At 67.2% G+C, this 21,516-nt stretch carries 18 protein-coding genes and 1 tRNA gene; 2 read left to right on the top strand and 17 right to left on the bottom strand.

Features of this window, described 5'->3' with window-relative positions; translation table 11 throughout:
• Positions 1–6 precede the first annotated feature (6 nt).
• The 11 genes from AC1Q6P_RS19635 to prfB form a co-directional block, all read right to left on the bottom strand.
• A complete protein-coding gene (locus AC1Q6P_RS19635; protein ID WP_492663053.1) occupies positions 7–1,554 on the bottom strand; it encodes a tryptophan halogenase family protein in 1,548 nt (515 codons plus the stop codon).
• Positions 1,551–3,158, bottom strand: coding sequence for an ATP-binding protein (locus AC1Q6P_RS19630; RefSeq protein WP_171827877.1), 1,608 nt, complete (start codon positions 3,156–3,158; stop codon positions 1,551–1,553). The genes AC1Q6P_RS19635 and AC1Q6P_RS19630 overlap by 4 nt, the downstream gene beginning before the upstream one ends.
• Positions 3,148–3,864 (bottom strand): response regulator, encoded by a 717-nt coding sequence (locus tag AC1Q6P_RS19625; protein ID WP_102767334.1) that lies wholly within the window; start codon positions 3,862–3,864, stop codon positions 3,148–3,150. The genes AC1Q6P_RS19630 and AC1Q6P_RS19625 overlap by 11 nt, the downstream gene beginning before the upstream one ends.
• Entirely contained in the window at positions 3,861–5,225 is a 1,365-nt protein-coding gene (locus AC1Q6P_RS19620; RefSeq protein WP_492663054.1) for an ABC transporter substrate-binding protein, read from the bottom strand. The genes AC1Q6P_RS19625 and AC1Q6P_RS19620 overlap by 4 nt, the downstream gene beginning before the upstream one ends.
• A gap of 640 nt (positions 5,226–5,865) precedes the next feature.
• A complete protein-coding gene (locus AC1Q6P_RS19615; RefSeq protein ID WP_102767332.1) occupies positions 5,866–6,189 on the bottom strand; it encodes a hypothetical protein in 324 nt (107 codons plus the stop codon).
• 233 nt (positions 6,190–6,422) lie between these two features.
• Complete coding sequence (locus AC1Q6P_RS19610; protein ID WP_492663055.1) at positions 6,423–10,697, bottom strand: PAS domain-containing hybrid sensor histidine kinase/response regulator; 4,275 nt, start codon at positions 10,695–10,697, stop codon at positions 6,423–6,425.
• Between the two features lie 48 nt (positions 10,698–10,745).
• On the bottom strand, positions 10,746–11,111 hold the full coding sequence (locus tag AC1Q6P_RS19605) for a VanZ family protein (RefSeq protein WP_243392735.1): 366 nt from the start codon (positions 11,109–11,111) through the stop codon (positions 10,746–10,748).
• 303 nt (positions 11,112–11,414) lie between these two features.
• Positions 11,415–11,490: transfer RNA gene (locus tag AC1Q6P_RS19600), tRNA-Thr, on the bottom strand.
• Between the two features lie 25 nt (positions 11,491–11,515).
• A complete protein-coding gene (locus tag AC1Q6P_RS19595) occupies positions 11,516–12,529 on the bottom strand; it encodes a class 1 fructose-bisphosphatase (RefSeq protein WP_492663056.1) in 1,014 nt (337 codons plus the stop codon).
• 90 nt (positions 12,530–12,619) lie between these two features.
• Positions 12,620–15,316 (bottom strand): aminopeptidase N, encoded by a 2,697-nt coding sequence (gene pepN, locus AC1Q6P_RS19590; protein WP_492663057.1) that lies wholly within the window; start codon positions 15,314–15,316, stop codon positions 12,620–12,622.
• Between the two features lie 107 nt (positions 15,317–15,423).
• Positions 15,424–16,528, bottom strand: a protein-coding gene (gene prfB, locus AC1Q6P_RS19585; protein WP_492663240.1) for a peptide chain release factor 2 whose coding sequence is annotated in 2 segments (ribosomal slippage) — positions 15,424–16,446 and positions 16,448–16,528 — 1,104 coding nt in all. Because the reading frame shifts where the segments join, the coding sequence is not laid out codon by codon here.
• A 211-nt stretch (positions 16,529–16,739) separates the two neighbouring features.
• Here prfB and AC1Q6P_RS19580 point away from each other — a divergent pair.
• A complete protein-coding gene (locus AC1Q6P_RS19580; protein WP_171827872.1) occupies positions 16,740–17,045 on the top strand; it encodes a DUF4212 domain-containing protein in 306 nt (101 codons plus the stop codon).
• An 18-nt stretch (positions 17,046–17,063) separates the two neighbouring features.
• Here the strand turns inward: AC1Q6P_RS19580 and AC1Q6P_RS19575 are convergent, their stop codons facing one another.
• Positions 17,064–18,029, bottom strand: a complete 966-nt coding sequence (locus AC1Q6P_RS19575; RefSeq protein WP_492663058.1) for an alpha/beta fold hydrolase — start codon at positions 18,027–18,029, stop codon at positions 17,064–17,066.
• 123 nt (positions 18,030–18,152) lie between these two features.
• Here AC1Q6P_RS19575 and AC1Q6P_RS19570 point away from each other — a divergent pair, with 123 nt between their 5' ends.
• Positions 18,153–18,641, top strand: coding sequence for a GNAT family N-acetyltransferase (locus tag AC1Q6P_RS19570; protein WP_492663059.1), 489 nt, complete (start codon positions 18,153–18,155; stop codon positions 18,639–18,641).
• Between the two features lie 16 nt (positions 18,642–18,657).
• Here the strand turns inward: AC1Q6P_RS19570 and arsC are convergent, their stop codons facing one another.
• The 5 genes from arsC to AC1Q6P_RS19545 all read right to left on the bottom strand — a co-directional run bounded on the left by arsC (position 18,658) and on the right by AC1Q6P_RS19545 (position 21,459).
• Positions 18,658–19,026, bottom strand: a complete 369-nt coding sequence (arsC, locus tag AC1Q6P_RS19565; protein ID WP_492663060.1) for an arsenate reductase (glutaredoxin) — start codon at positions 19,024–19,026, stop codon at positions 18,658–18,660.
• A 28-nt stretch (positions 19,027–19,054) separates the two neighbouring features.
• On the bottom strand, positions 19,055–19,858 hold the full coding sequence (locus AC1Q6P_RS19560) for a hypothetical protein (RefSeq protein WP_492663061.1): 804 nt from the start codon (positions 19,856–19,858) through the stop codon (positions 19,055–19,057).
• Between the two features lie 82 nt (positions 19,859–19,940).
• Positions 19,941–20,618, bottom strand: coding sequence for a hypothetical protein (locus tag AC1Q6P_RS19555; RefSeq protein WP_171827868.1), 678 nt, complete (start codon positions 20,616–20,618; stop codon positions 19,941–19,943).
• Positions 20,615–20,863 carry a helix-turn-helix domain-containing protein gene (locus AC1Q6P_RS19550; RefSeq protein WP_102767322.1) on the bottom strand — a complete coding sequence of 83 codons (249 nt, stop codon included), beginning with the start codon at positions 20,861–20,863 and terminating at the stop codon, positions 20,615–20,617. Before AC1Q6P_RS19550 ends, AC1Q6P_RS19555 begins: the two co-directional genes overlap by 4 nt.
• Positions 20,863–21,459, bottom strand: coding sequence for a DUF2975 domain-containing protein (locus AC1Q6P_RS19545; RefSeq protein WP_492663062.1), 597 nt, complete (start codon positions 21,457–21,459; stop codon positions 20,863–20,865). The genes AC1Q6P_RS19550 and AC1Q6P_RS19545 overlap by 1 nt, the downstream gene beginning before the upstream one ends.
• Positions 21,460–21,516 lie beyond the last annotated feature (57 nt).

The raw sequence follows: 21,516 nt of genomic DNA, 5'->3' as shown, positions 1-21,516 counted from the left end.
GCGTGGTCAGGCGCTGGTGGCCAGCCGCCGCAAAGCTTCGCGGTGTGGCAGGAAGTGCTTTCGCGCCTGATCCACCAGGGAGGCCCGCGCCTGCAAGCCGCTGAGTGCCAAGGCCTGCGAGGGCGCCGCCCTGTGGCCAGGCGCGCTCGTCGGGAAGCGGCCCATGCCTGCCAGCAGGCAGTACCAGGAGGGCCGCTGGTACATCAGCGCGGCCTCATGCCGGCCCAGGGCCGCATCGAAGTCGGCGCCGGCGTCCCAGCTGGCCAGCAGCTCCGCCAGGCGATCCGAGCCGGGCTTCATCGCGCGGTTGGCGCGCCAGTACTCGGTGTCTTCGCGGCTGTTGAGCAGGTAGTGGGTTTGCACGTAGTCGCACACACCGTCGAACATGCGGTTGATCTCGGCGTTGTAGCGCTCACGCAAGGTCGCCGGGTCGTCGCCACCGGTTTGCAGCGCTTCGATCAAGTGCTGCACTGAGAACTGGATCAGCATCAGCGCGGTCGCTTCCAGCGGCTCGATGAAGCCCTGGGACAGGCCGATGGCCACGCAGTTGTGGCGCCAGTGGCGCGCCACGCGGCCCACGCGCATCTTCAGGCGCCGGGCAATGGCGCCCTCGGCCGCCGGGCCGAGGTGGGCGCGCAGCGCGGCTTCTGCCGCGTCATCGCTGATGAACTGAGAGCTGTAGACATAGCCGTTGCCGTAGCGATGCGTCAGCGGAATCTGCCAGGCCCAGCCGTGGCCCAGGGCGGTGGAGGTGGTTTCTGACGCAATGTCCTGATCCGGCTCCAGCGGCGTGGGGATGGCGATGGCGCGGTCGTTGAAGAGCCGGTCGCCCCAGGGGATGAAGGGCTCGCCCAGGGTTTCGTTGATCAGCAGGCCGCGAAAGCCGCTGCAGTCGATGAAGAAATCGCCCTCCAGGCGCTGGCCGCTGCTCTGCAGGCGCAGGGCGGTAATGTCGCCGCTCTCGGCGTGGCGTTCCACCGCCGCCACGGTGTCCACGCAGTGCTGCAGGCCCAGCCGCTCCTGCGCGTGGCGCTTCAGGAAGCTGCCCAGCAGGCCCGAGTCGAAGTGGTAGGCATAGTCGGTGGCCGGGTGCTGAGCCGGATGGACGTAGTGGGGCGCGCGGCGCTGACGCGCCAGTTCAGCGGCAAGAAAGAAATCTGCCGGGTTGGCATCCACATCCTCGCCGCACCGGCGCTGATTCGCTTGCTGGATGAAGGCCTGGCCCAGCGGACGGTCGGCCTCGTTGAAGAAGGGGTGGACGTAGCTCTCATAGCCCGGATGCGTGGACCAGCCGGGAAAGCGGATGCCGGCCTTGTAAGTGGCGTGGCAGGCCGGCATCCAGTCGCGCTCCGCCAGGCCGAGCTGGCGGAAGAAATCGCGCAAATAGGGTGTGGAGCCTTCGCCCACGCCGATGATGCCGATGTCGCTGGACTCGACCAAGGTGTAGCGGCAGGCCGGCCCCAGCTGGCGCGCCAGGAGGCAGGCGCTCATCCAGCCGGCCGTGCCGCCGCCGACGATGACGAAGTGGGGGGAGGCGGGGGGCGCGGAAGTCATGAAGCAGAGGATGCGGAAGAAGTAGCTGCCGCCGAATCGGCGCTGTCAGGCGGAGTCGCCAGGTCCGGCGGCGCCGCAGCGGCATGGCCAGGCAGGGCCAGCCTCACCTCAAAGCCGCCCTGCGGATGGTTGCGAAAGCGCAGGCTGCCGCCGTGGTCGGCCACGATGTCGCGCACGATGGACAGGCCCAGGCCCAGGCCTTCGCCGCGCAGCTTGGAGCCATGATCCAGCCGGGTGTAGGGTTGGCCCAGCTTGGCCAGGGCGCTCTCGGGCACGCCGGGGCCGTGGTCGCGCACGGTCAGCAAGACCTGACCCTCTTCTGCGCTGCCGGGCTCGCCCGAGGCCATCTCCAGCTCGGTGCGGTGCTGCTGGGCGCCGGCGCCGTAGAACATGGCGTTGTCCAGCAGATTGCCCAGTGCGCGCTTGAGGGCCAGCGGCTTGCCGAACACCGTCAGGGGCAGCTCTTTCAGCTCGATCTGCTGGCCGGTCATGCGGGCGTCGCGCACCATTTTCTGCAGCACCAGGTCGATGCGCACGGGCGCGCGGTTCTCGTGGATGTCGGTGTCCTTGACGATCTGCAGGGCGGTCTTGACCATCATGTCCAGCTCGTCCAGATCCTCGTGGAACTCGTCCTGCACGGCCGGGTCGTCCAGCAGCTCGCTGCGCAGGCGCAGCCGGGTGATGGGTGTGCGCAAATCGTGCGAGATGGAGGCGAACAGGCGCTCGCGGTCGCTGAGGTAGCGGCGGATGCGTTCCTGCATGTCGTTGAAGGCCTGGATGGCACGGCGCACCTCCGAGGTGCCGCTCAGGCGCAGCGGCTGCGGCGTGGTGCGGTGGCCCACCAGGGCGGCGGCCCGGCTCAGGCCGCGCAGCGGGCGGGTCAGCGCGCGCGCGGCGATCACGGTCAGGATCAGGGCCAGGCACAGGGTCAGCAGCTGCGGGGCTAGGCGTTGCCAGGTGAAAAAGTCCAGCTGCTCCAGAAAGTAGGGGTCGGGCATGGCGCTGGTCAGGTAGAGCCACTGGCCCGGCTCCGTCTCCACCTGGATCACCAAGAACGGCGCCGGCCGTTCACTGGCCAGCAGCGAGGGGTCGACCCAGCTGTCGGGCAGGTCGGCCAGCAATGCGCCGCTGGGCGCCACCTTGAGCCCTTGCGGTGAAGCCAGGGCGACCCGGATGGGCGTGCCGGGTGCCAGCTGGGCGCCGATTTCCTGGCGCACGATGGCTTCCACCGAGCGCGCCAATGGCAGATCGGGCAGGGCCCGGGTCGGCACCTCGCCCTTGTTGAGAAAGACCAGAAAGCGCGTGCCGCCCATGGTGCGCAGCTGCTCGATCACCAGCGGCCGGTAGGGCGCCGGCAGCTCGCGCAGGGCGCGCAGCGCGCCCAGCACGCCGCTGGCCACATGGTGGGCGGCCAGCTCGGCCTGGCGGCGCGTGCGCAGCTCGACCTGGCGATACCAGAGCAGATTGACCAGCAGCTGCACGATCACCAGGCCGGCCAGCATGGCCAGGGTGAAGCGGCCCTGCAGGCTGTCGAACCAGAAGCCCAGGCTGCGCCGCGGCCAGCTCTGGGTTTCTCCGCTCAGGCCCTGGGCCTCAAAGCGCATGCGAGGCGCTGACGGTGGTGGCAAAGACATAACCCGAACCCCGCACGGTCTTGATCAGGGCCGGCTGTTTGCCGTCGTCATGCAGGCGCTGGCGCAGGCGGCTCACCTGCACATCGAGCGAGCGGTCCAGGGGGCCGAGATCGCGGCCGCGCGTCACCTCGGCCAGGCGGCTGCGGTCCAGCACCTCGCCGGGGTGCTCCACCAGCAGCTTGAGCAGCTGGAAGTCCATGCCCGAGAGGGCCGAGGCCGCGCCTTCGGGGTCGATCAGGCTGCGCTCCAGCACATCGAGGGTGAAGCCGTTGAAGCGGAAGTAGCGCGGCGTCTGGCTGCGCTCCTGGCCGCTGCGGCGGTGGATGGCCTTGATGCGGGCCAGCAGCTCGCGCGGGTTGAAGGGCTTGCCGATGTAGTCGTCGGCGCCCAGCTCCAGGCCGACGATGCGGTCGGTTTCCTCGGCGCTGGCGGTCAGCATGATGACGGGCACATCGGAGCGGCGGCGCACCGCCTGGCACAGGGCAAAGCCCTCGGTGTCGGGCAGCATGACGTCGAGAATGCACAGGCTGATTTCGTCACGGAAGCGCTCGAATTCGGCCATGAAGCTGGCGCCGTCGTGGGCCAGGCGCACCTCGTACTGGTTTTTCTCGAGGTAGGTCTTGAGCAGGGTGCGGATCTTCTGGTCGTCGTCGACGAGCAGGATGGTGCGGGTCATGGCAAGGCTTTCGGGGGGCGCGGGCCGAGCGCGCGCAGCAGGGCCTGCAGGCGGCGCTGCGCGGCGGCGGGGGTCTGGTTGGGGTCGAGGGCAAAGCGGTGCACGGTCTCGATGAAGGCGTTCTTGCCGACTTCATCGAACGCCATGCGGTGCACCAGGCTGGGCACGCGCGGCGTGCCGGGGTTGGCGAACAGGCGGTAGGAGCGCTGGGCGCAGACATCGAGCTCGTCCACCGGCACATCGCGGCGCACCGGCACCGAGCCCTTGATGCGGTTGTAGCTGATCTGCAGCGTGGCATTGCCCAGCAGCTCGGCCATGCGCTCCTGCGCCGCCTGCTTGGCGTTGTCGCCGGCCAGCATGGCCAGGGTGTCAATGCTGAAGAGATGGGCTTGCGCTGTGCCAGGCACGGCCTTGCATTCGAAATCGCGCCCGCCTTCCTGGCCGAGCGCGCCCAGCTCGCCGCGCACCCAGTCGCCACTGATCAGCATGGCCGTGCGGCCGGCGGCAAAGTCGGCCACCAGCTCGGTCCAGCGGCGTTCGCCGGGGTTGGCGTTGCCGGGCTGGCTGCCGCTGCCTCCGGCGGCGCTGACCGGTGCGGCCAGATTGCGCCATTCGCGCAGGCGTTTGAAGCTGCGCTCCAGGGCCGGGTCGTCAAAGGCCTGGAGGTCGCGCTGCACCACCATGCGTTGGTAGAGGGCCGGGCCGGCCTCGCCCAGCAGCATGGCTTCGAACACCGTGGCCACCTGCCAGGGCTCGTCGCTGAAACCCACGGGCGTGATGCCGGCGGCGCGCAGGGCGCTGGCCGCCCGCATCACGCCGGCCCAATCGCTGGGCGGCTCGATCTTGAGCTGGCGGAACAGGGCCAGGTTGAGGTAGAGGTTGTTGATGCGATGGATGCCCAGGGGCGCGGCCACCACATGGTCGCGCACATTGAGTTGGCTCATCACCTGGGGGAAGAGGGTGCCGCGCCAGTCGCGCCGCTGTGCCACACCGTCCAGGCGCAGCAGCAGGCCCAGTTCGGCCCATTCGCGCAAGGCCTGGCCGTTGAGCTGGGCCACCTGCGGCGCCTGGCCGCGCAGGGTGCGCTCGTTCAACACCTTGATGGCACCGCCGCCGCCGCCGCCGGCCACGGCGCCATCGATCCAGCGCAGGCCTTGCTCGGCCATGCGAGCGGCCACATGGTCGGCCGCGGCCCGCTCGCCGGCCGAGGTCCACCAGTGCAGCACGTTCAGCTCTTGATTCAGCGCTGCATTGCTGGCATTGCCGGCACTGCTGCTGCCCGTGTTGCCGGATGCCGCGGGCGGCGCCGCCGGCACCGACACCGGCTGCAGCAGGGCGAGTGAGGTGACCAATGCAAGCATGGCCGGCATCTTGCCTCGCAGGGGCAGGCGCGGGGCCAAGGATTTGTTGGACTTCGGTGAGCTTGTGTAAGGCACGGGCGGACAGCGCGGAGAGGCTTGTGACAATTGTTCAGGCCCTCTGCGCACTTGGCGATTGGGGCTTTCGCGGCATCGGTCGCAGAGCGCCCGTGCGCCGGGGCTTGTGGCCACGTTAAATAACGTAACACGCGAAATCGGCGCCACGATGTCGACTCGCGCGCCGCTGCTCGATGACGCCAGGGCGAGCGCATATTCCTGCCCTGTTGCAGGCGGTTCGGGGTCGATGCCGGCGGGGAATTGCGTTACATGGCCTGCGGCCCTATCGTCGGGCCTGTGCCTTGGGGCAGGGTGGCTGCTGACGCAGCGCCGCCGTGCCCCATGCGGCGACAAGGCGTGCAGCGCGCATGCCAGGACCCGGGCCAGGGTGCGCTGGATGAGTCGTGCCGAGCCCGTGCTTCACAGGACTGCTCCTTGCCTGCGAGCGCCTCCCCCGCCAATGCGGAGGTGCTCGCAGGATCTTCTTTTCCTGGCCGCGCAGTGCTGGATTGGGCGGGGTTGCCCTCGGTGCTCGCCCAGCGAGGCAGCCGGGTCATCACGGCCCGGGCCGCGGTCCGCGCAGAGCTTACTGGGCGTGGTCTTGTCCTTCTTCGCCCTCGTCTTCGGGCTCCAGGTACTCGTCTTCGAGCTCGTCGTTGTCCAGCGTGGCGACTTCGGCGTATTGCACCCCGTGCAGCTGGTGGCGGTAGGCCAGATGGGCGTGGCGGGCGGTGGCTTCGTGCTCGCCGTCTTCGGCTGCTGCGGCGGCGGCCAGGTGGTGGTCGGCCGCGGCGGAGAAGTGTCGGGCAGCCAGGCGGTGGTAATCGGCCACGGTTTCGAAATCGTCCTCGTCCAGCAGTTCCTGGGTGACGCCTTCGGGCAGGTCTTGGAGGTCTTGGGCTTGGCTCATGGAAATCGTCTCTTCCTTCGTTCGTGCGCCCGAATCGGGGCGCGGTGGATGGAGCGTGAATGGCCGCTGGGCTCATGGGCGCTGCCGCCCGGGCCTGGGCTCAGACGGCAGCGCAGACCCAGCATCACCGCGGGCCGTGAAGCCTTGGTGACAGTGCGCGCGGTCTGTTTGGGGCGAACGAGGAGCGCGGAGCCGTGGTGGAGGTAAAAAAAGGGCGCTGAGGGCGGGCCGCGTCAGGCCGTGTCGGCGAGATAGTCCAGGGCGGCCTGACGGGCAGCGTCGAAGGCCAGACGAAAGTGTTGCAAGGCCTGCGCATAGGGCTGCTCGCCCTCGCTGCACAGCTGTTCCAGGGCCAGCGCGGCTTGGCTCAAGTCCTGCATGCCGAGGTAACCGGCGGGTGTCCCTGTGGCGTGGCCGAGTTGGGCCCAGCCCGCGCGGTCGCCGTCATCCAGGGCGTGCATGCGCACCTGGGTGTCGCTGAGGAAGCGCTGCAGCAGGCCTTGGAACTGGCCTGGCTGGCGGAATGCGGCCCGGCCTCGCTCGGCGTCGAAGGACGGCTTGGCCTCGGTGCCCGGCGGCGAGCTTGCGGGAGTTTCGGCCGGCGTGGCTGCCTCGCTGCTCCGGAGGCCCCCGGGTTCCGCGGCGTCGCCGTCGGCGCTGCGCCCCAGCAGGCGGTTGATGGTGCCGACCAGCTCATCCACATTGAAAGGCTTGGCGACGAAAGCATCCATACCAGCCGCCAGCGCGGCCTGGCGTTGCTGCTGGAAAGCGCCGGCGGTGAGGGCCACCACCTTGAGCCGCTGCAGCTGCGGCGTGGCGCGGATCTTCTCGGTGGCGGCATAACCGTCCATCACCGGCATCTGCACATCCATCAACACCAGGTCGATGGCTTCGCCTTCGCCGAGCAGGCGATTCAGGGCATCCAGGCCATCGACGGCCTGCAGCACCTCGGCGCCTTCGCCGCGCAGGATGTCCTGGGCCACATCGCGGTTGATCTCGCTGTCATCGGCCACCAGCAGGCGCAGGCCGCGCAGGCGCTGCTGTTGCTGCGGCGGCTGCAGGGCGTTGCCGAGCAGGGCGCCGCGCCGGCTCTTGGCCTCCAGCACCACGTTGTAGAGCGCCGAGGCGGTGACGGGCTTGGTCAGCACTGCATCCACCGCCTGGGCGCCGGGTTCGTCGCGCAGGTGGTCGCGGTCGTAGGCGGTGACCATGACGATGATGGGCGCGTCGGGGCGATCGCTGCCATCGGCGTCCTGATGCTGCTGCTCCCGGATCAGCACGGCTGCCGCCAGGCCATCCACCACCGGCATGCGCCAGTCGAGCAGGATCACGTCGTAGGGCAGCTGCGTGGCACGTTCGTGCACCAGCTTCAGGGCCTGGCCGGCCGAGTCGGCGGCATCGGCATGCCAGCCCAGGCTCTTGGCCGTGCTGCACAGCACCTGGCGGGCGATGGCGTGGTCGTCGGCGATCAGCACGCGCTGATGGACCATGGCGGGCAGTGAGTTTTCTGCCGGCTCGCTGAGCTGGAAGGGCAGGCGCACGGTGAAGGTGCTGCCCTGGCCCAGCCGGCTTTGCACGGCGATGCTGCCGCCCATCAGCTCGGCCAACTGGCGGCTGATGGTCAGGCCCAGGCCTGTGCCGCCGAAGCGGCGGGTGGTCGAGCTGTCGGCCTGGCTGAAGGCATGGAAGATATCGGCCAGCTTGTCTTCGGGGATGCCGATGCCGCTGTCCTGCACGCTGAATTCCAGGGTGATGAAGTCCGGGCCGCGCGGGTCCGGCAGGTCGAGCTTGCGCACCGCCACCACCACCTCGCCCTTGGGCGTGAACTTGATGGCGTTGCTCGCCAGATTGGTCAGCACCTGGCCCAGGCGCAGCGGGTCGCCCTTGAGGAAGAGTGCGCCGGCCGGCGCAGCACCCACCAGCACCTCGACCGGCTTGTTGCCCACGGCCGAGGCCATCAGGGAAGCCAGCTGGTCCAGCACATCCTCGAGCCGGAAGGGCATGTTCTCGATGTCCAGGCGGTGTGCCTCGATCTTGGAGAAGTCCAGGATGTCGTTGATGATGGTCAGCAGGCTGCTCCCCGATTGTTCGATCTTGCGCACCATCTGCAGCGTGCCGGCTTCCAGGGGCTGGCGTTGCAGCAGGTAGCACATGCCCAGGATGGCGTTCATGGGCGTGCGGATCTCATGGCTCATATTGGCCAGGAATTCGCTCTTGGCCTGGTTGGCCGATTGCGCTTGTTCGCTGCGTTCCAGCAGTACCAGGTTGAGTTCCTGCAGGCGCAGCTGGGCCTGCTTGAGGGCGCTGACATCGGTGATGAGCACAAAGAAGCCACGCACCTTGGCGGGCGGGCTGACGCCCTCGGCGTCGGTCTCCGGCTTGGCTGCGAGCTCCAGGTCGGGGATGAAATGGATCCAGGCCTCGCTGTGCCGGCCGTCGGCATGTTCGATACGACGCTCTGTCTGCTGGCTTTCGCCGCGCAGGGCGCCATCGACAAAGGGCTGGAACCAGGCCGAGCGTTCGGGCCCCAGCAGCTCGGCCATGGGCCGACCCTTGAGCTCCGCTTCGCCCAGGCCCAACCAGTTCTTGAAGGCGGCGTTGGCAAAGGCGCAGAGTCGATCGGGCGTGCAGTACAGCATCATCCCTGGAACGATGTCGAGCAGCGAATGCAGAAAGCGCTCGTTCTGCTGCAACTGCTGGCGCTGCTGGGTCAGCTCAGTGATGTCGTTGACGACGACGTAGAAGCCCTGCACCTCACCGTCGACCCAGTCGGGTAGGTACTGGGTCAGCGAGTGGCGCGAGCGACCGTCGAGGCTCTTGATGGTGCGCTCAAAGGTCTGCGCTTGTCCTTGCAGCGCCGCTTCGATGTGGCGGCGGTTGGCTTCGAAGAGCTCGGGCCCGAGCAGGGCCTGCAGGCTGCGGCCAGGCAGCTGTAGCGGGTCAATGCCGAACCAATCGGAATAGGCGTGGTTGGCCACCTGGTTGATCAGCTGCTTGTCCCAGTACCCGATCATGGAGGGCACGCCGTCCAGCACATTGCGCAGGCGGCGGCGTGCGGTTTCCAGCTCCTGGGTGCGCTCTTGCACCTGGCCCTCCAGGCTGGCGTTGAGCTGCAGGATGCGGGCCTCGGCCTGCTTTTGTTCGGTGATGTCGCGCGCGATCTTGGCCGCACCGATCACCTGGCCTTGAGCATCGTGGATGGGCGACACCGTGACCGAAACATCAACCCGGCTGCCGTCGGCTCGTTGGCGCACGGTGATGAAGTGGGGCACCCGCTCCCCTTTGGCGATGCGGCTCAGGATGTTGTGTTCTTCATCCTGCAACTCTGGCGGAACAATCAGTTCACCCAAGGGCCGATCCATGGCTTGTTCGGCGCGGTAGCCGAAGATGGCCTCGGCCGCCGGGTTCCAGCTGGTCACGCGTCCTTGCAGGTCCTTGCTGACGATGGCATCGCTGGAACCCGCCACGATGGTGGCCATGTGCGCGGCATCGGCCGCGGCCTGGCGGCGGCGCTGGCGGTTGCTGGCCAGCGAATGCAGCAACAAGGCCAGCAGGGCCGAGACCCCGGCTATGCTGATGCCCACCCAGGTGGGATTGAGCTGCGGCTGAAGCGCCAGAAAACCGGGCTGGGCACGCACTTCGACCAGCCATTGGCGGCCATAGAGCTGCAAGGGCAGGCGCAAGCTGAGCCCGGCCAGCGCTGGGGCACCGGGCCTGGAATCGAAGAAGGGCAGGGGTTCGGCCTGGTTGTCGGCATCCAGCAATCGCAGGGCGGCGCTGTCCTGACGCAGGTCCAGGCCGTTCAGCATTTCTTCCACCAGCAAGGGCGCGTAGGCCAGGCCCTGCACCTCGGCCTGACGCAGGGCCAGGCTTGTGGGTGTGCTGCCGCTGCGATAGATGGGCAGCATGAAGAGCAGGCCCTGGCCTGGTTTGCCGCTGGCTTGCAGCAAGGTGATGGGGCGAGTCAGGGTCGGCTGACCACTGTTGAGCGCGGCCAGCATGGCTTCGCGCCGCGAGGACTCGGAGGCGATGTCCAGGCCCAGGGCTGCGGCGTTGGGTGCCTCCGGTTCGATGAACTGGATCACCCAGCGCTCCTCGCGGTGAGGGCTCAGCGATTGGATGTGGAAGTCGGGTCGGATTTCCTGCTTCAGTCTGCGCAGAAATGCCGCTTCCTGCTGTGGCTGGATGCGGCGGATCAGGCCGAAGCCGCGTGCGCCGGGGAACTCGCGTTCCAGGTCGCGCGAGCGCATGTACTCCCGAAAGCCTTCGCGGCTGAGCTGATCCAGCCCCGCCGCCAGGGCTGCACCGCGGGCGCCACGCAGGCCGTATTCGTAGCTGCGCATGCGGGCTTGCACCTGCCCCAGGGTTTGCTGGGCCAAATCGGCGAAACGCCGTTCGGTTTGAGCCTCTTGCTGCCGCTGCAAGGCCAGGGTGGTGGCAAAGGCCAGCACGCAGCCTCCCAGCAGCACCGCCAGAGCCCAAGCTCCGGACTTGCTGCCTTGCTTCATGTGCGCTCCCTGCGGTCGGCCCGGGGAGGCGACCGCTTTGGAGCGAGACTAACCCATTTCCCGCGTAGCGGGCGCGCGCTGTGGGCGCCAGAGTACGCGGGCCGCGCGCTGCAGCGCAAAGGCCAGCAGCAGGCCCAGGGCCAGGCCCGCGCTGTCGGCCAGCAGGTCGGCCCACTCGCCGCTGCGCCCGGGCACCTGGCTTTGCAGGATCTCGATCGCGCCGCCGTAGGCCAGCAAACCGATCCACAGCGCCACCCTGCGCCGCGGCCAGGCCAGCAGGCCGACCGTGCACAGGCCCGCAAACGCGCTGGCATGGTTGAGCTTGTCCCAGCCCAGGGTCGCTTGCTTGGGCGGAGCCGGGCTCAGCGCCAGAAAGGAAATCACCGCGAGCATCAACAGGAACAATCCCAGCAAGGCGCGATGGAGCCAGGGCTGTTGCCAAAAATCCGGCTCGCCGAGGGGCGATGCGTGAGAAGCTGAGGCGGTGGCCAGAGGATCAGGTCGTGTCACGATGCGGCGCGAATTCAGTGAAGCCGGGAGTGTCGCCCGACCGGCATTGCATCGTGGCAGCTTTGTGTGACGCGCTGACAGGGCCGGACTGGCTTGCCACGTCGGCGCAGCCGCCTGCGTGTCCCGGCCGGCTGTGCGTGCAATCCCGTTCCAGCCCAGAAACAACAAAGCCCAGCTCTCGCGAACTGGGCTTTGCAGATTTTTTGATGGTGCCGGAGAGATGAATCGAACACCCGACCTTCTCATTACGAATGAGCTGCTCTACCGACTGAGCTACACCGGCATCAAGCCTTAAATTCTAGCAGGAATTATTTGGCCGAATCAAGATGGTAGGCGGTGACGCGCTCCACCTCGTTCTTGGAGCCCAGCACCACGGCCACGCGCTCATGCAATTGCGTAGGGGTCAGGTCCATGATGCGCTGGCGGGCGTTGGTGGCCGCGCCGCCGGCCTGCTCGACCAGGAAGGCCATGGGGTTGGCCTCGTACATCAGGCGCAGCTTGCCGGCCTTGTTGGGCTCGCGCCGGTCCCAGGGGTACATGAAGACGCCGCCGCGGGTCAGGATGCGGTGCACATCGGCCACCATGGAAGCGATCCAGCGCATATTGAAGTTCTTGCCGCGCGGACCTTCTTCGCCGGCCAGGCATTCGTCGATGTAGCGCTTCACCGGCGCATCCCAGTGGCGCATGTTCGACATATTGATGGCGAACTCCTTGGTGTCCTCGGGGATCTTCACGCCTTCTTGCGTCAGCACAAAGCTGCCTTGCTCGCGGTCCAGGGTGAACATGGCCACGCCGGCGCCGAAGGTCAGCACCAGGGTGGTTTGCGGGCCGTAGACGCAGTAGCCGGCGGCCACCTGCTGCTTGCCCGGCTGCAGGAAGTCGTCTTCCGACACGCCCTTGCTGCCTTCGGCTTTTTTGAGCACCGAGAAGATGGTGCCGATGGAGACGTTGACGTCGATGTTGGACGAACCATCCAGCGGGTCGAACATCAGCAGGTATTCGCCCTTGGGGAAGCGGTTGGGCACCAGGTAGATGCCTTCCATTTCCTCGGAGGCCATGGCCGCCAGATGGCCGCCCCATTCGTTGGCCTCGATCAGCACCTCGTTGGCGATGATGTCGAGCTTCTTCTGGATCTCGCCCTGTACGTTCTCGCTGCCGGCCGTGCCCAGCACCTCGCCGAGCGCACCCTTGGTGACGCTGATGGCGATGCGCTTGCAGGCGCGCGCCACCACCTCGATCAGGAGGCGCAGCTCCTGTGGGATGTGGCCATGCTGGCGCTGTTGTTCGATCAGGTATTGAGTCAGGCTGATGCGACGTGTCATGGTGACGGTCTTTCTCGGGGAAGTAAAAAAACGGGTCAGAACGCGGCAGACGAAGAAAAGGGGCCTCGCGGCCCCTTGTCATCTGCCCGTTCAGGCGGCGGCGTCGGCCGACTTGTCAGACTCCAGCGCGCGGTCGATGACCTCGCGCACATCGCTGGACAGGTCGGGCTTGGCGGCCACGCGGCGGATCGCTTCCAGGGCGGCGCTGCGGTAGGGCTGGGCCAGGGTGGTCCAGCGGTCCATGGCCCGCGCCAGGCGGCTGGCGATCTGCGGGTTGATGGCGTCCAGAGCCAGCACCTGCTCGGCCCAGAACACATAACCCGCTGCATCAGCGCGGTGGAAGGCGGCCGGGTTGAACATGCACAGCGAGGAGATCAGGCTGCGCGCGCGGTTCGGGTTCTTGAGCGTGAAGTCCGGGTGCTGGGTCAGCTGCTTGACGCGGGCGAAGCTCTTGCCATCCAGCTCCGGCGTGCGGCCTTGCAGGGCGAACCACTTGTCGATGACCAGGGCGTCGTCCTTGAACAGCTCATGGAAGCGGGCCAGGGCCGGCTCGGCCAGCTCGGCATGGGCGTTGACCAGGGCGCTCAGGGCGCCGAGGCGCTCGGTCATATTGACGGCGTCCTTGAAGCGCTGGTAGGCGCGGCCGGGCCAGACCGTGTCGCCGCTGCGGGCAGCGTCCAGCACCAGCATGCTCAGGGCCAGATTGGCCAGGGCGCGCTTGCCGGAGGACACCGGATCGGGCGTGTAGCCGCCCTGGATCTGGTTGGCCTCGAAGGCTTCGATCCAGTCCTCACGCAGGGCTTGCGCCAGTTGGCTGCGGGCGGCCTCCACGGCGGCGTGGATGGCTTGCGGGTCCACCACCTCCAGCTGCTCGGCGATATAGCCTTCGCCGGGCAGGGTCAGGGCCAGGTCCTTGAAGGCGGCGTCCAGCTCGGGATGGCGCAGCACGGCGCGCATGGCCTCGATGAAGGCGCTGTCCAGCTGCAGGGCGCTGCCGCTGCGTACGGCCGCGAGGATGCGGTTCAGCGCCAGGCGCTGGCTGGCTTCCCAGCGGTTGAAAGCATCGGCATCGTGCTGCAGCAGCACCAGCAGGTCGGCATCGCTGAGGCCGTCATCGAGCACCACCGGGGCCGAGAAGCCGCGCAGCAGTGAGGGCACGGGCTGGCTGGCCAGGTTGGTGAAGACGAAGCTCTGTTCGGCTTCGTCCAGCACGATCACGCGCTCCAGGCCGGCGGCTTGGTCTTCGCCCTGCAATTGCAGAGGCAAGGCCTGACCCTCAGCGCTCAGCAACCCCAGGGCCACCGGGATCACCTGGGGCAGCTTGTGCTCCTGGCCCGGGGTGGCGGGGTTGTGCTGCTTGAGCGTCAGGGTGTAGGTCTGGGCGGCCGCGTCGTACACGCCGCGGGCCTGCACGCGCGGCGTGCCGGCTTGCGAGTACCAGCGCTTGAAGTTGTCCAGGCGTGTGCTCAGGGCCGAGCCGGGGTTGGCGTCGGCGATGGCGGCGGCGAAGTCGTCGCAGGTCACGGCCTGGCCGTCATGGCGCTCGAAGTAGAGCTTCAGGCCCTTCTCGAAGCCGGCGCGGCCGACCAGGGTCTGGTACATGCGCACCACTTCCGAACCCTTTTCGTAGACGGTGGGGGTGTAGAAGTTGTTGATCTCGACGAAGGTGTCGGGGCGCACCGGGTGGGCCATGGCGCCCGAGTCCTCGGGGAACTGGCTGGCGCGCAGGGCGCGCACGTCCTGGATGCGGCAGACCGCGCGGGCGCTGGCGCCACCGGCCATGTCCATGCTGAATTCCTGGTCGCGGAAGACGGTCAGGCCCTCTTTCAGAGAGAGCTGGAACCAGTCGCGGCAGGTGACGCGGTTGCCGGTCCAGTTGTGGAAGTACTCGTGCGCGACGATGGACTCGATGCGGGCGAAGTCAGCGTCCGTCGCGGTGGCCGGCGAGGCCAGCAGGGCGCTGGTGTTGAAGATGTTCAGGCCCTTGTTTTCCATCGCGCCCATATTGAAGTCGGACACGCCGACGACCATGAAGCGCTCCAGATCCAGGGGCAGGCCGAAGCGCGCTTCGTCCCAGACGATGGAGGCGATCAGCGAGTTCATCGCGTGCTCGGTCTTTTCCAGGTCACCGCGGCGCACGAAGACTTGCAGCAGATGGTCCTTGCCTGCACGGGTGCGCACGCGCTGTTCGCGCGCCACCAGATCGCCGGCCACCAGGGCGAAGAGATAGCTGGGCTTGGGGAAGGGGTCGTGCCATTTGGCGAAGTGGCGACCGTTGTCCAGGTCGCCCGAGTCCAGCAGATTTCCGTTGGACAGCAGCACCGGGAACTTGGCCTTGTCGGCGCGCAGCAGCACGGTGTAGACCGCCATCACATCGGGGCGGTCCAGGAAGTAGGTGATGCGGCGGAAGCCCTCGGCCTCGCACTGCGTGAAGAAGCTGCCACCCGAGGTGTAGAGGCCGCTGAGCGCGGTGTTCTTGTCGGGCGCGCAGGTGTTGCGGATCTCGAGCGCGAAATCGGCATCGGGCACGTTGTCGATGATCAGCTCATGGCCTTCCTGGCGGAAGGACACGCTCTCGCCATTGATCAGCACGCGCAGCACATTGAGCTCTTCGCCGTGCAGGCGCAGGGCGCCGTGGGCGACGGCGGCATTGCGCTCCAGCTGCATCTTGGAGGTGACCAGGGTCTTGGCCGGGTCCAGATCGAAAGTCAGGTCGACGGTACGGATCCAGAACGCGGGCGCGCAGTAGTCTTCGCGGCGGATCAGGGTGGCAGTGCCTTCACGCATGGCGGGCATCCTTGGGTGGCAAGAGGTTTGAAGCCCCGCGCGGGTGGCGCGGGGTCAGAGGCAAGGCGGGGAACGGTCAGGGAAAGAGCCGGGCGGGCGTCTGGGTCTCAGACGCCTTGCTTCAGGCTCTCGGTGATGAAGGGATCGAGGTCGCCGTCCAGCACCTTCTGGGTGGCCGAGGTTTCGTAGTTGGTGCGCAGGTCCTTGATGCGGCTCTGGTCCAGCACATAACTGCGAATCTGGTGGCCCCAGCCCACATCGGTCTTGGTGTCTTCCAGCTTCTGCTGTTCTTCCAGGCGCTTGCGCATTTCATGGTCGTACAGGCGCGAGCGCAAGCGTTTCCAGGCCACGTCGCGGTTGGAATGCTGGCTGCGGCCGTCCTGGCACTGGACCACGATGCCGGTCGGGATGTGGGTCAGGCGCACGGCCGAGTCGGTCTTGTTGATGTGCTGGCCGCCGGCGCCGGAGGCGCGGAAGGTGTCGGTGCGCACATCGGCCGGGTTGATGTCGATCTCGATCGAGTCATCGACTTCCGGGTAGACGAACAGCGAGGCAAAGCTGGTGTGGCGGCCGCCCGAGCTGTCGAAGGGGCTCTTGCGCACCAGGCGGTGCACACCGGTCTCGGTGCGCAGCAGGCCGAAGGCGTATTCGCCCTCCACCTTGATGGTGGCGCTCTTGATGCCGGCCACGTCGCCGTCGGTCTGGTCTTCCAGCGTCGCCTTGAAGCCCTTGCGCTCGGCGTACTTCAGGTACTGGCGCAGCAGCATGCTAGCCCAGTCGCAGGCTTCGGTGCCGCCGGCGCCGGCCTGGATGTCGACAAAGCAGTTCAGCGGGTCGGCCGGGTTGTTGAACATGCGGCGGAATTCCATCTGCTCGACGATCTCCGTCAGCTTGGCCGCATCGGCCTCGATGGCTTCCAGGCCCGCGAAATCATCCTCGGCCTTGCTCATCTCGTAGAGCTCGGCGTTGTCGGCCAGATTGCTCTCGAGGTGGTCGACGGTGTTGACCACGTTTTCCAGCGTGCGCTTTTCCTTGCCCAGTTCCTGGGCGCGCTTGGGCTCGTTCCAGACGCTGGGGTTCTCCAGCGCGGCATTGACTTCGTTCAGTCGCAGTGCTTTGCGGTCGTAGTCAAAGATACCCCCTTAGCGCGGCAGTCCGCGCTGTCAGGTCGGCCAGGGTGCTACCGATGGTGTTGATGCGTTCGATGTCCATGTTCTTGGTTCCCAAGGAGTGCTTGCGGTGGGATGCGTGCGGTCTGGGGCGCACCGTGCGGGGCGCCTGGCGGGCCCCGCCACTTGCAGGACGCGGCCAAGCCCGGGTGCTCGCGCATCCGAACCCGCTATTTTCACATGCCGGCGCGCGCTGGCAGCAAAGCGCTTGCCCCAGGCCGCCTTCCGGGGGAAATGCTGCACACTGCCCAGCCATGAATCTGCATGATTTCGACCGCCCTGCGCCCCTGCCGGGATCGCTGCCGCACGCGCCGCCCAGCGCGCAGCAGCTGCGCTACTGGCAGCGCACCCGCCGCCTCACCGGTGTCTTGCTGCTGATCTGGCTGGGCGTGGCTTTCGGACTGAGCTACTTTGCCCGCGAGCTGAGTTTCGATTTCTTTGGCTGGCCCTTCAGCTTCTGGGTGGCCGCCCAAGGGGCGCTGCTGGTGTTCTGCCTGATCGTGGCCGTGTATGCCTGGGCCATGCACCGGCTGGACCAGCTCCATGCCGGGCCGGGCTGATCGGCCCCTGAGCTCGCTTCAGGCGAGCAGAAAGTCTTCCAGGCAGCGCGCCAGCGCCTCGGGTTGGTCGTGGTGCAGCATGTGGCCGGCCTCGGCAATGCGGTGTTTTTCCAGCTGGGGCACGGCGCTGAGCCGGGCTTCGAAATCGGCACGCGGGTAGCGGTCGCCCCAGAACTGGCTCAAATCGCTGGCTTCGCCCTCGACCCAGAGTGTGGGCGCGGTGATCAGCTTCCAGCCGGCCACGATTTCATCCTTGCGGTAGAGGATGGGGTTGGCGCGCTTGTGCGCCGGGTCAGCCAGCAGCTGCCAGCTGCCGTCGGCCTGCTGGCGCGACCAGTGCGGTGCCAGCCAGGCGGCCTTGTCCGGGCTCAGGCGCGGGTTGGTCTTCATCAAGCGTTGAGCCACGGCCTCGACGCTGGCGTAGGGGCGCAGCTGCGGTGCTTCCTTCAGCTCCTTCAGCCAGGTGGCCAGACGGCCCGGGGCCTGCTCGGGCTTGGCTTCCGGCAGGCCGAAACCTTCCAGATTGATCAGCCGCCGCACCCGCTCGGGCCGCACGCCGGCATAGCTCATGACGATGTTGCCGCCCATGCTGTGGCCCAGCAGATCGACCGGGGCCTCGGGGCTGAGTCGGTCCAGCAGGGCGTCGAGATCGGCCAGGTAGTCGGGGAACCAGTAGTTGCTGCCCGGGGCGTTGTCGCTGAGGCCGAAACCGCGCCAGTCCAGGGTCACGATGGGGCGGCGGTCGTTCAGCGCACTCAGCGCGTCGACCACGAACTGGAAGGAGGCGCCCACGTCCATCCAGCCATGGACCATCACCAACAGTGGCTGCGCGCTGGCGGTCGAATGCTCGCTTGCGGCCTCGCTGCGCCAGTGCATCAGGTGGTGGCGCAGGCCGCGCAGCTCCAGGAACTCGCTGCGGTGTGCGCGCTGCACCTGGTAATAAGGCTTGCGATCGGCGGCTTCGGTGCTTGGAGGGGGCGTCATGGCGTTCATGGCCTGCACTGTAGGCCGAATGGCGCTGCGCCGATGTAGCTGGCGCGACAGCGGGCGCTCAAGTGCGCGATCAAACGGCCGGGCCGCAAGACCTGCCCCCATTCCCCGGGCAGAATGGGGCGCATGATTTCATACACCTTGCGTTCCGCCGAGCCCCGAGATGTGCCGGCCATTGTGGGCCTGGTCAAGGAGTTGGCCGAGTTCGAGAACCTCAGCCATCTGCTGGAGCTGACGGCCGACAAGCTGCAACTGCACCTGTTCGGCCCCAAGCCTGTGGTCGAGGCCCTGGTCGGCGAGATCGGCGGTGAGGTGGTGGGCTATGCCCTGTTCTTCACCAACTTCAGCACCTTCCTCGGCAAGCCGGGCCTCTATCTGGAGGACCTGTACGTGCGCTCGGCGCACCGCCGCAGCGGCCTGGGCCAGGGCATCTTGACCCGCTTGGCGCAGATCGCCGTCGAACGCGACTACGGCCGCTTCGAGTGGACCGTGCTGGACTGGAACGAAGACGCGATCCGCTTCTACGAGCGCATGGGCGCCCATGTGCTGCCCGAGTGGCGCATCTGCCGCCTGGCCGGCCCCGATCTGCAGCGCTACAAAAAGTAGGCCGCAGCCTTCTTCTTCAGCCGAGCAGGGCCTTCAGCCGCTCGGGCGGCCGGGCGATCACGGCGCGCTGGCCATCGCTGACGATGGGGCGTTGCAGCAGCTTGGGATGAGCGGCCAGCGCCGCCAGCAGCTCTGCCTCCGTCAGTTCAGCCCTGCCCAGTTCGAGAGTTTGGTACTCCTCTTCACCGCTGCGCAGCAGTTCCCGGCCGTTGAAGCCCGGTTCGGCGGCGCGCAGCTGGCTCAGCAAGGCCTGCAGTGCGGGCAGGTCCAGCGGTGTTTTTTGATAGTCGGTCACCTCGACCTGGCGGCCGCTGTGTTCCAGCAGGGCCAGAGCTTCGCGCGATTTGGAGCAGCGCGGGTTGTGGAGCAGATGCAATGGGGTCATGGTTTCAGTGTAGAGGTGCGGCGCGCGCTCATTTAATGGAGAGGCCCTTGACGCTCAGTCGCGTATCGGCCGGAGCGATCAACCGCGCCTCATCTGGCCAGCTTTCTTGGCCATTCAAACTGGTGCAGCTGCGCGGTGGCTCGCCAGCCACGGCATCGGGGTCTTTGTCCTTGGGGTCAGCGCTCAGTGGCAGGCCCACGAGCTGACCTTTCTCTCGCCATTCGAGTTCCCAGGCCGGTTTGCTGCTGCAGATGCGAACGCCTTCGAACTGGGGGAACATAGGCTTCAAATACCAGGGCAGCAGTTCACTGCGCAGCTTGTGGGCTAGGCGTGTGATGCGTCGCACCTGGCCCATGGTCAACTGCTCGGCGCGGGTGGAAATACGCAGAGAACCCTGGATGCTGGCGCTGCCGCGCTTCCAGTTGCGCGCCAGATCGGCATCCTTGCCGAGTTCCAGTGGCAGCACTGGCAGGGTGAAGGTGCCGTCGGCGGCGATCGTGATGGGTACCGAGCCTTCGTTGTGGTACAGCGCCAGCTTGGGCGCGAAGCCGGCCGGTTTGGCTTCCTTGAAGCTGAGCTTGAACTCCATGTAGAACTGGGCTTCGCCATACTTTTGCATCAGGCTCAGGATCTCATTCATCTTGCCGTAGGGAATCAGCGATCCGTCGCGCTGCAGCGTCATGGAAACGGTCTCCAGCTGCACCGGGGTGCTGGCCGCATCGGCGGGCGGCGTTGTTAGGGCTTGGGCCTGGACCTGCAGGGCAAGCGCGCTCAGCGTGATCAACAGGGCCGCGGAGCGGCGAGAGAGCGGGGTTGCAGAGGTTTGGTTCATGGGCTTGTGGGCGGCGGATGTCTGTGAATGGAGCGTGGCGCAAGTGTGGGTCTGGTCCGGTGCGGCGTGACTCATTGCTTGCTTACTTCTTGCACGAGGACACCAACTTGGGTGCGCCTCGGGCCATCGGGTCGAATGCAAACAGCTGGCTGACGCGAGCGTCTTGCACGTCGTAGCAAGAGCTGCCTTGGCGGATGCGGGTGTGGCCGGGCGCAATCTGTTCCTCGGTCTGTTCGGGGGAGCCCAGCGCGCTGGCGATGCGCTCGCCCACATCGGGCCGGCGGGTGTTGCTGCGCGGGTCGAGGCGCGCCATCTCGGCGGGGCTGATCGCTGCGCCGATGGCCTGGCGCAGCGGGAGCTTGAGCTTCAAAGGCTCAGGGCTGCTGGCCGCGGGTTCGGGCGGCGGCGCCTGCGCCGCGAGGCGTGTGGTGATGGGCTCCTTGGGCGCTGTGATCGGAAGGGCTTGAGGCGTGGCGCTCTGGGCTTGGCGCGGCAAGCGGCCCGGCATTCGGATCTCGGGCGTCATGCGTTCTGGCTTTTTCTTCTTCTCCAGTTCTTGCGGACGCAGCGAGGGCCGATTGAACAAGCGCATGGTGACCCATCGCGCCTGCGGTTCGGCCTTCGCCGCGGCGTTCAGGCTGCTCTGGCGAGCCTGCAGAAACAAGGCGAGCAGCAACAGGTGCAGCAGGGCCACACCGAACCAGGCCCAGCGCCGGGTCGGGCTGCGCGGGTGGAGAAAGTCGGGGTGAGCGCGCTTCACGATTCGGCCTCGGCACCGTCGGGATCGGTGCCGGTCTCGGTGCCGGGCTCATAACGCAGCAGATCACCGGGCTGGCAGTCCAGGATGTTGCAGATGCGGCTCAGGGTGTCGAAGCGCACGCCGCGCACCTTGCCTGATTTCAGCAGCGAGAGATTGGCCTCGGTGATGCCCACCCGCTCGGCCAGCTCGCGCGAGCGCATCTTGCGCCGTGCCAGCATCACGTCCAGGGTCAGAACGATGGGCATCAGATGAACTCCGCGTTCTCTTCGGCCACCGCCTGCGCCTGCTGCATGACCTGGGCGATGCCCCAGATCACCAGGCCGATGAACAAGCTGATGAAGTGCTCGAAGCCCAGGCCCAGCACCAGCTGGCGCTGACCGGCCGGATTGCCCAGGGTCAGCGCCAGAACGGAGAGGGTGTGGGCGACCGGCTGAGCCAGGGCGTGCACCATCAAGGCCAGGGCCAAGCGGCGCAGCCGCCGTACCGGCTCTGCCGTGAAGACCTGGCCCAGGCGGTAGGCGCCGAACAGGCACCAGACCTGCCAGAGTGCGAACAGCAACACGGCGCAGGGCAGACAGCTGGCGGCCCAGCCCCAGGCGCGCGAGGCAGCGTCGAGTTGCAGCGGGATGCTGCTGTCGCTGACCCAATAGCTGCGCGCCACTTTTTCCACCCAATCGGCGCGGCTCCACAGCTGCGCTGGCACCAGCACCAGCATGGCTGCGCCGGCCGCGCACAGCAGCTGCACCCACAGCGCCAGGCGGCGCACGCGTTCCAGCGGCTGTATTCGGGCCGATTGAGGTCGGGCAGGGCTTGGGTGCTTGGAGGTGGTGTCGGGGCGCATGGCCGGCATTCTCTCTTGATAAATTTCTGTAAAACAATAATTTATCAAAGTCGGCCA

Source organism: Roseateles sp. GW835-FHT13E02, from assembly GCF_058794035.1.
Note: the sequence above shows the minus strand (reverse complement) of the source record. Positions and strands in the feature narration are given on the sequence as shown.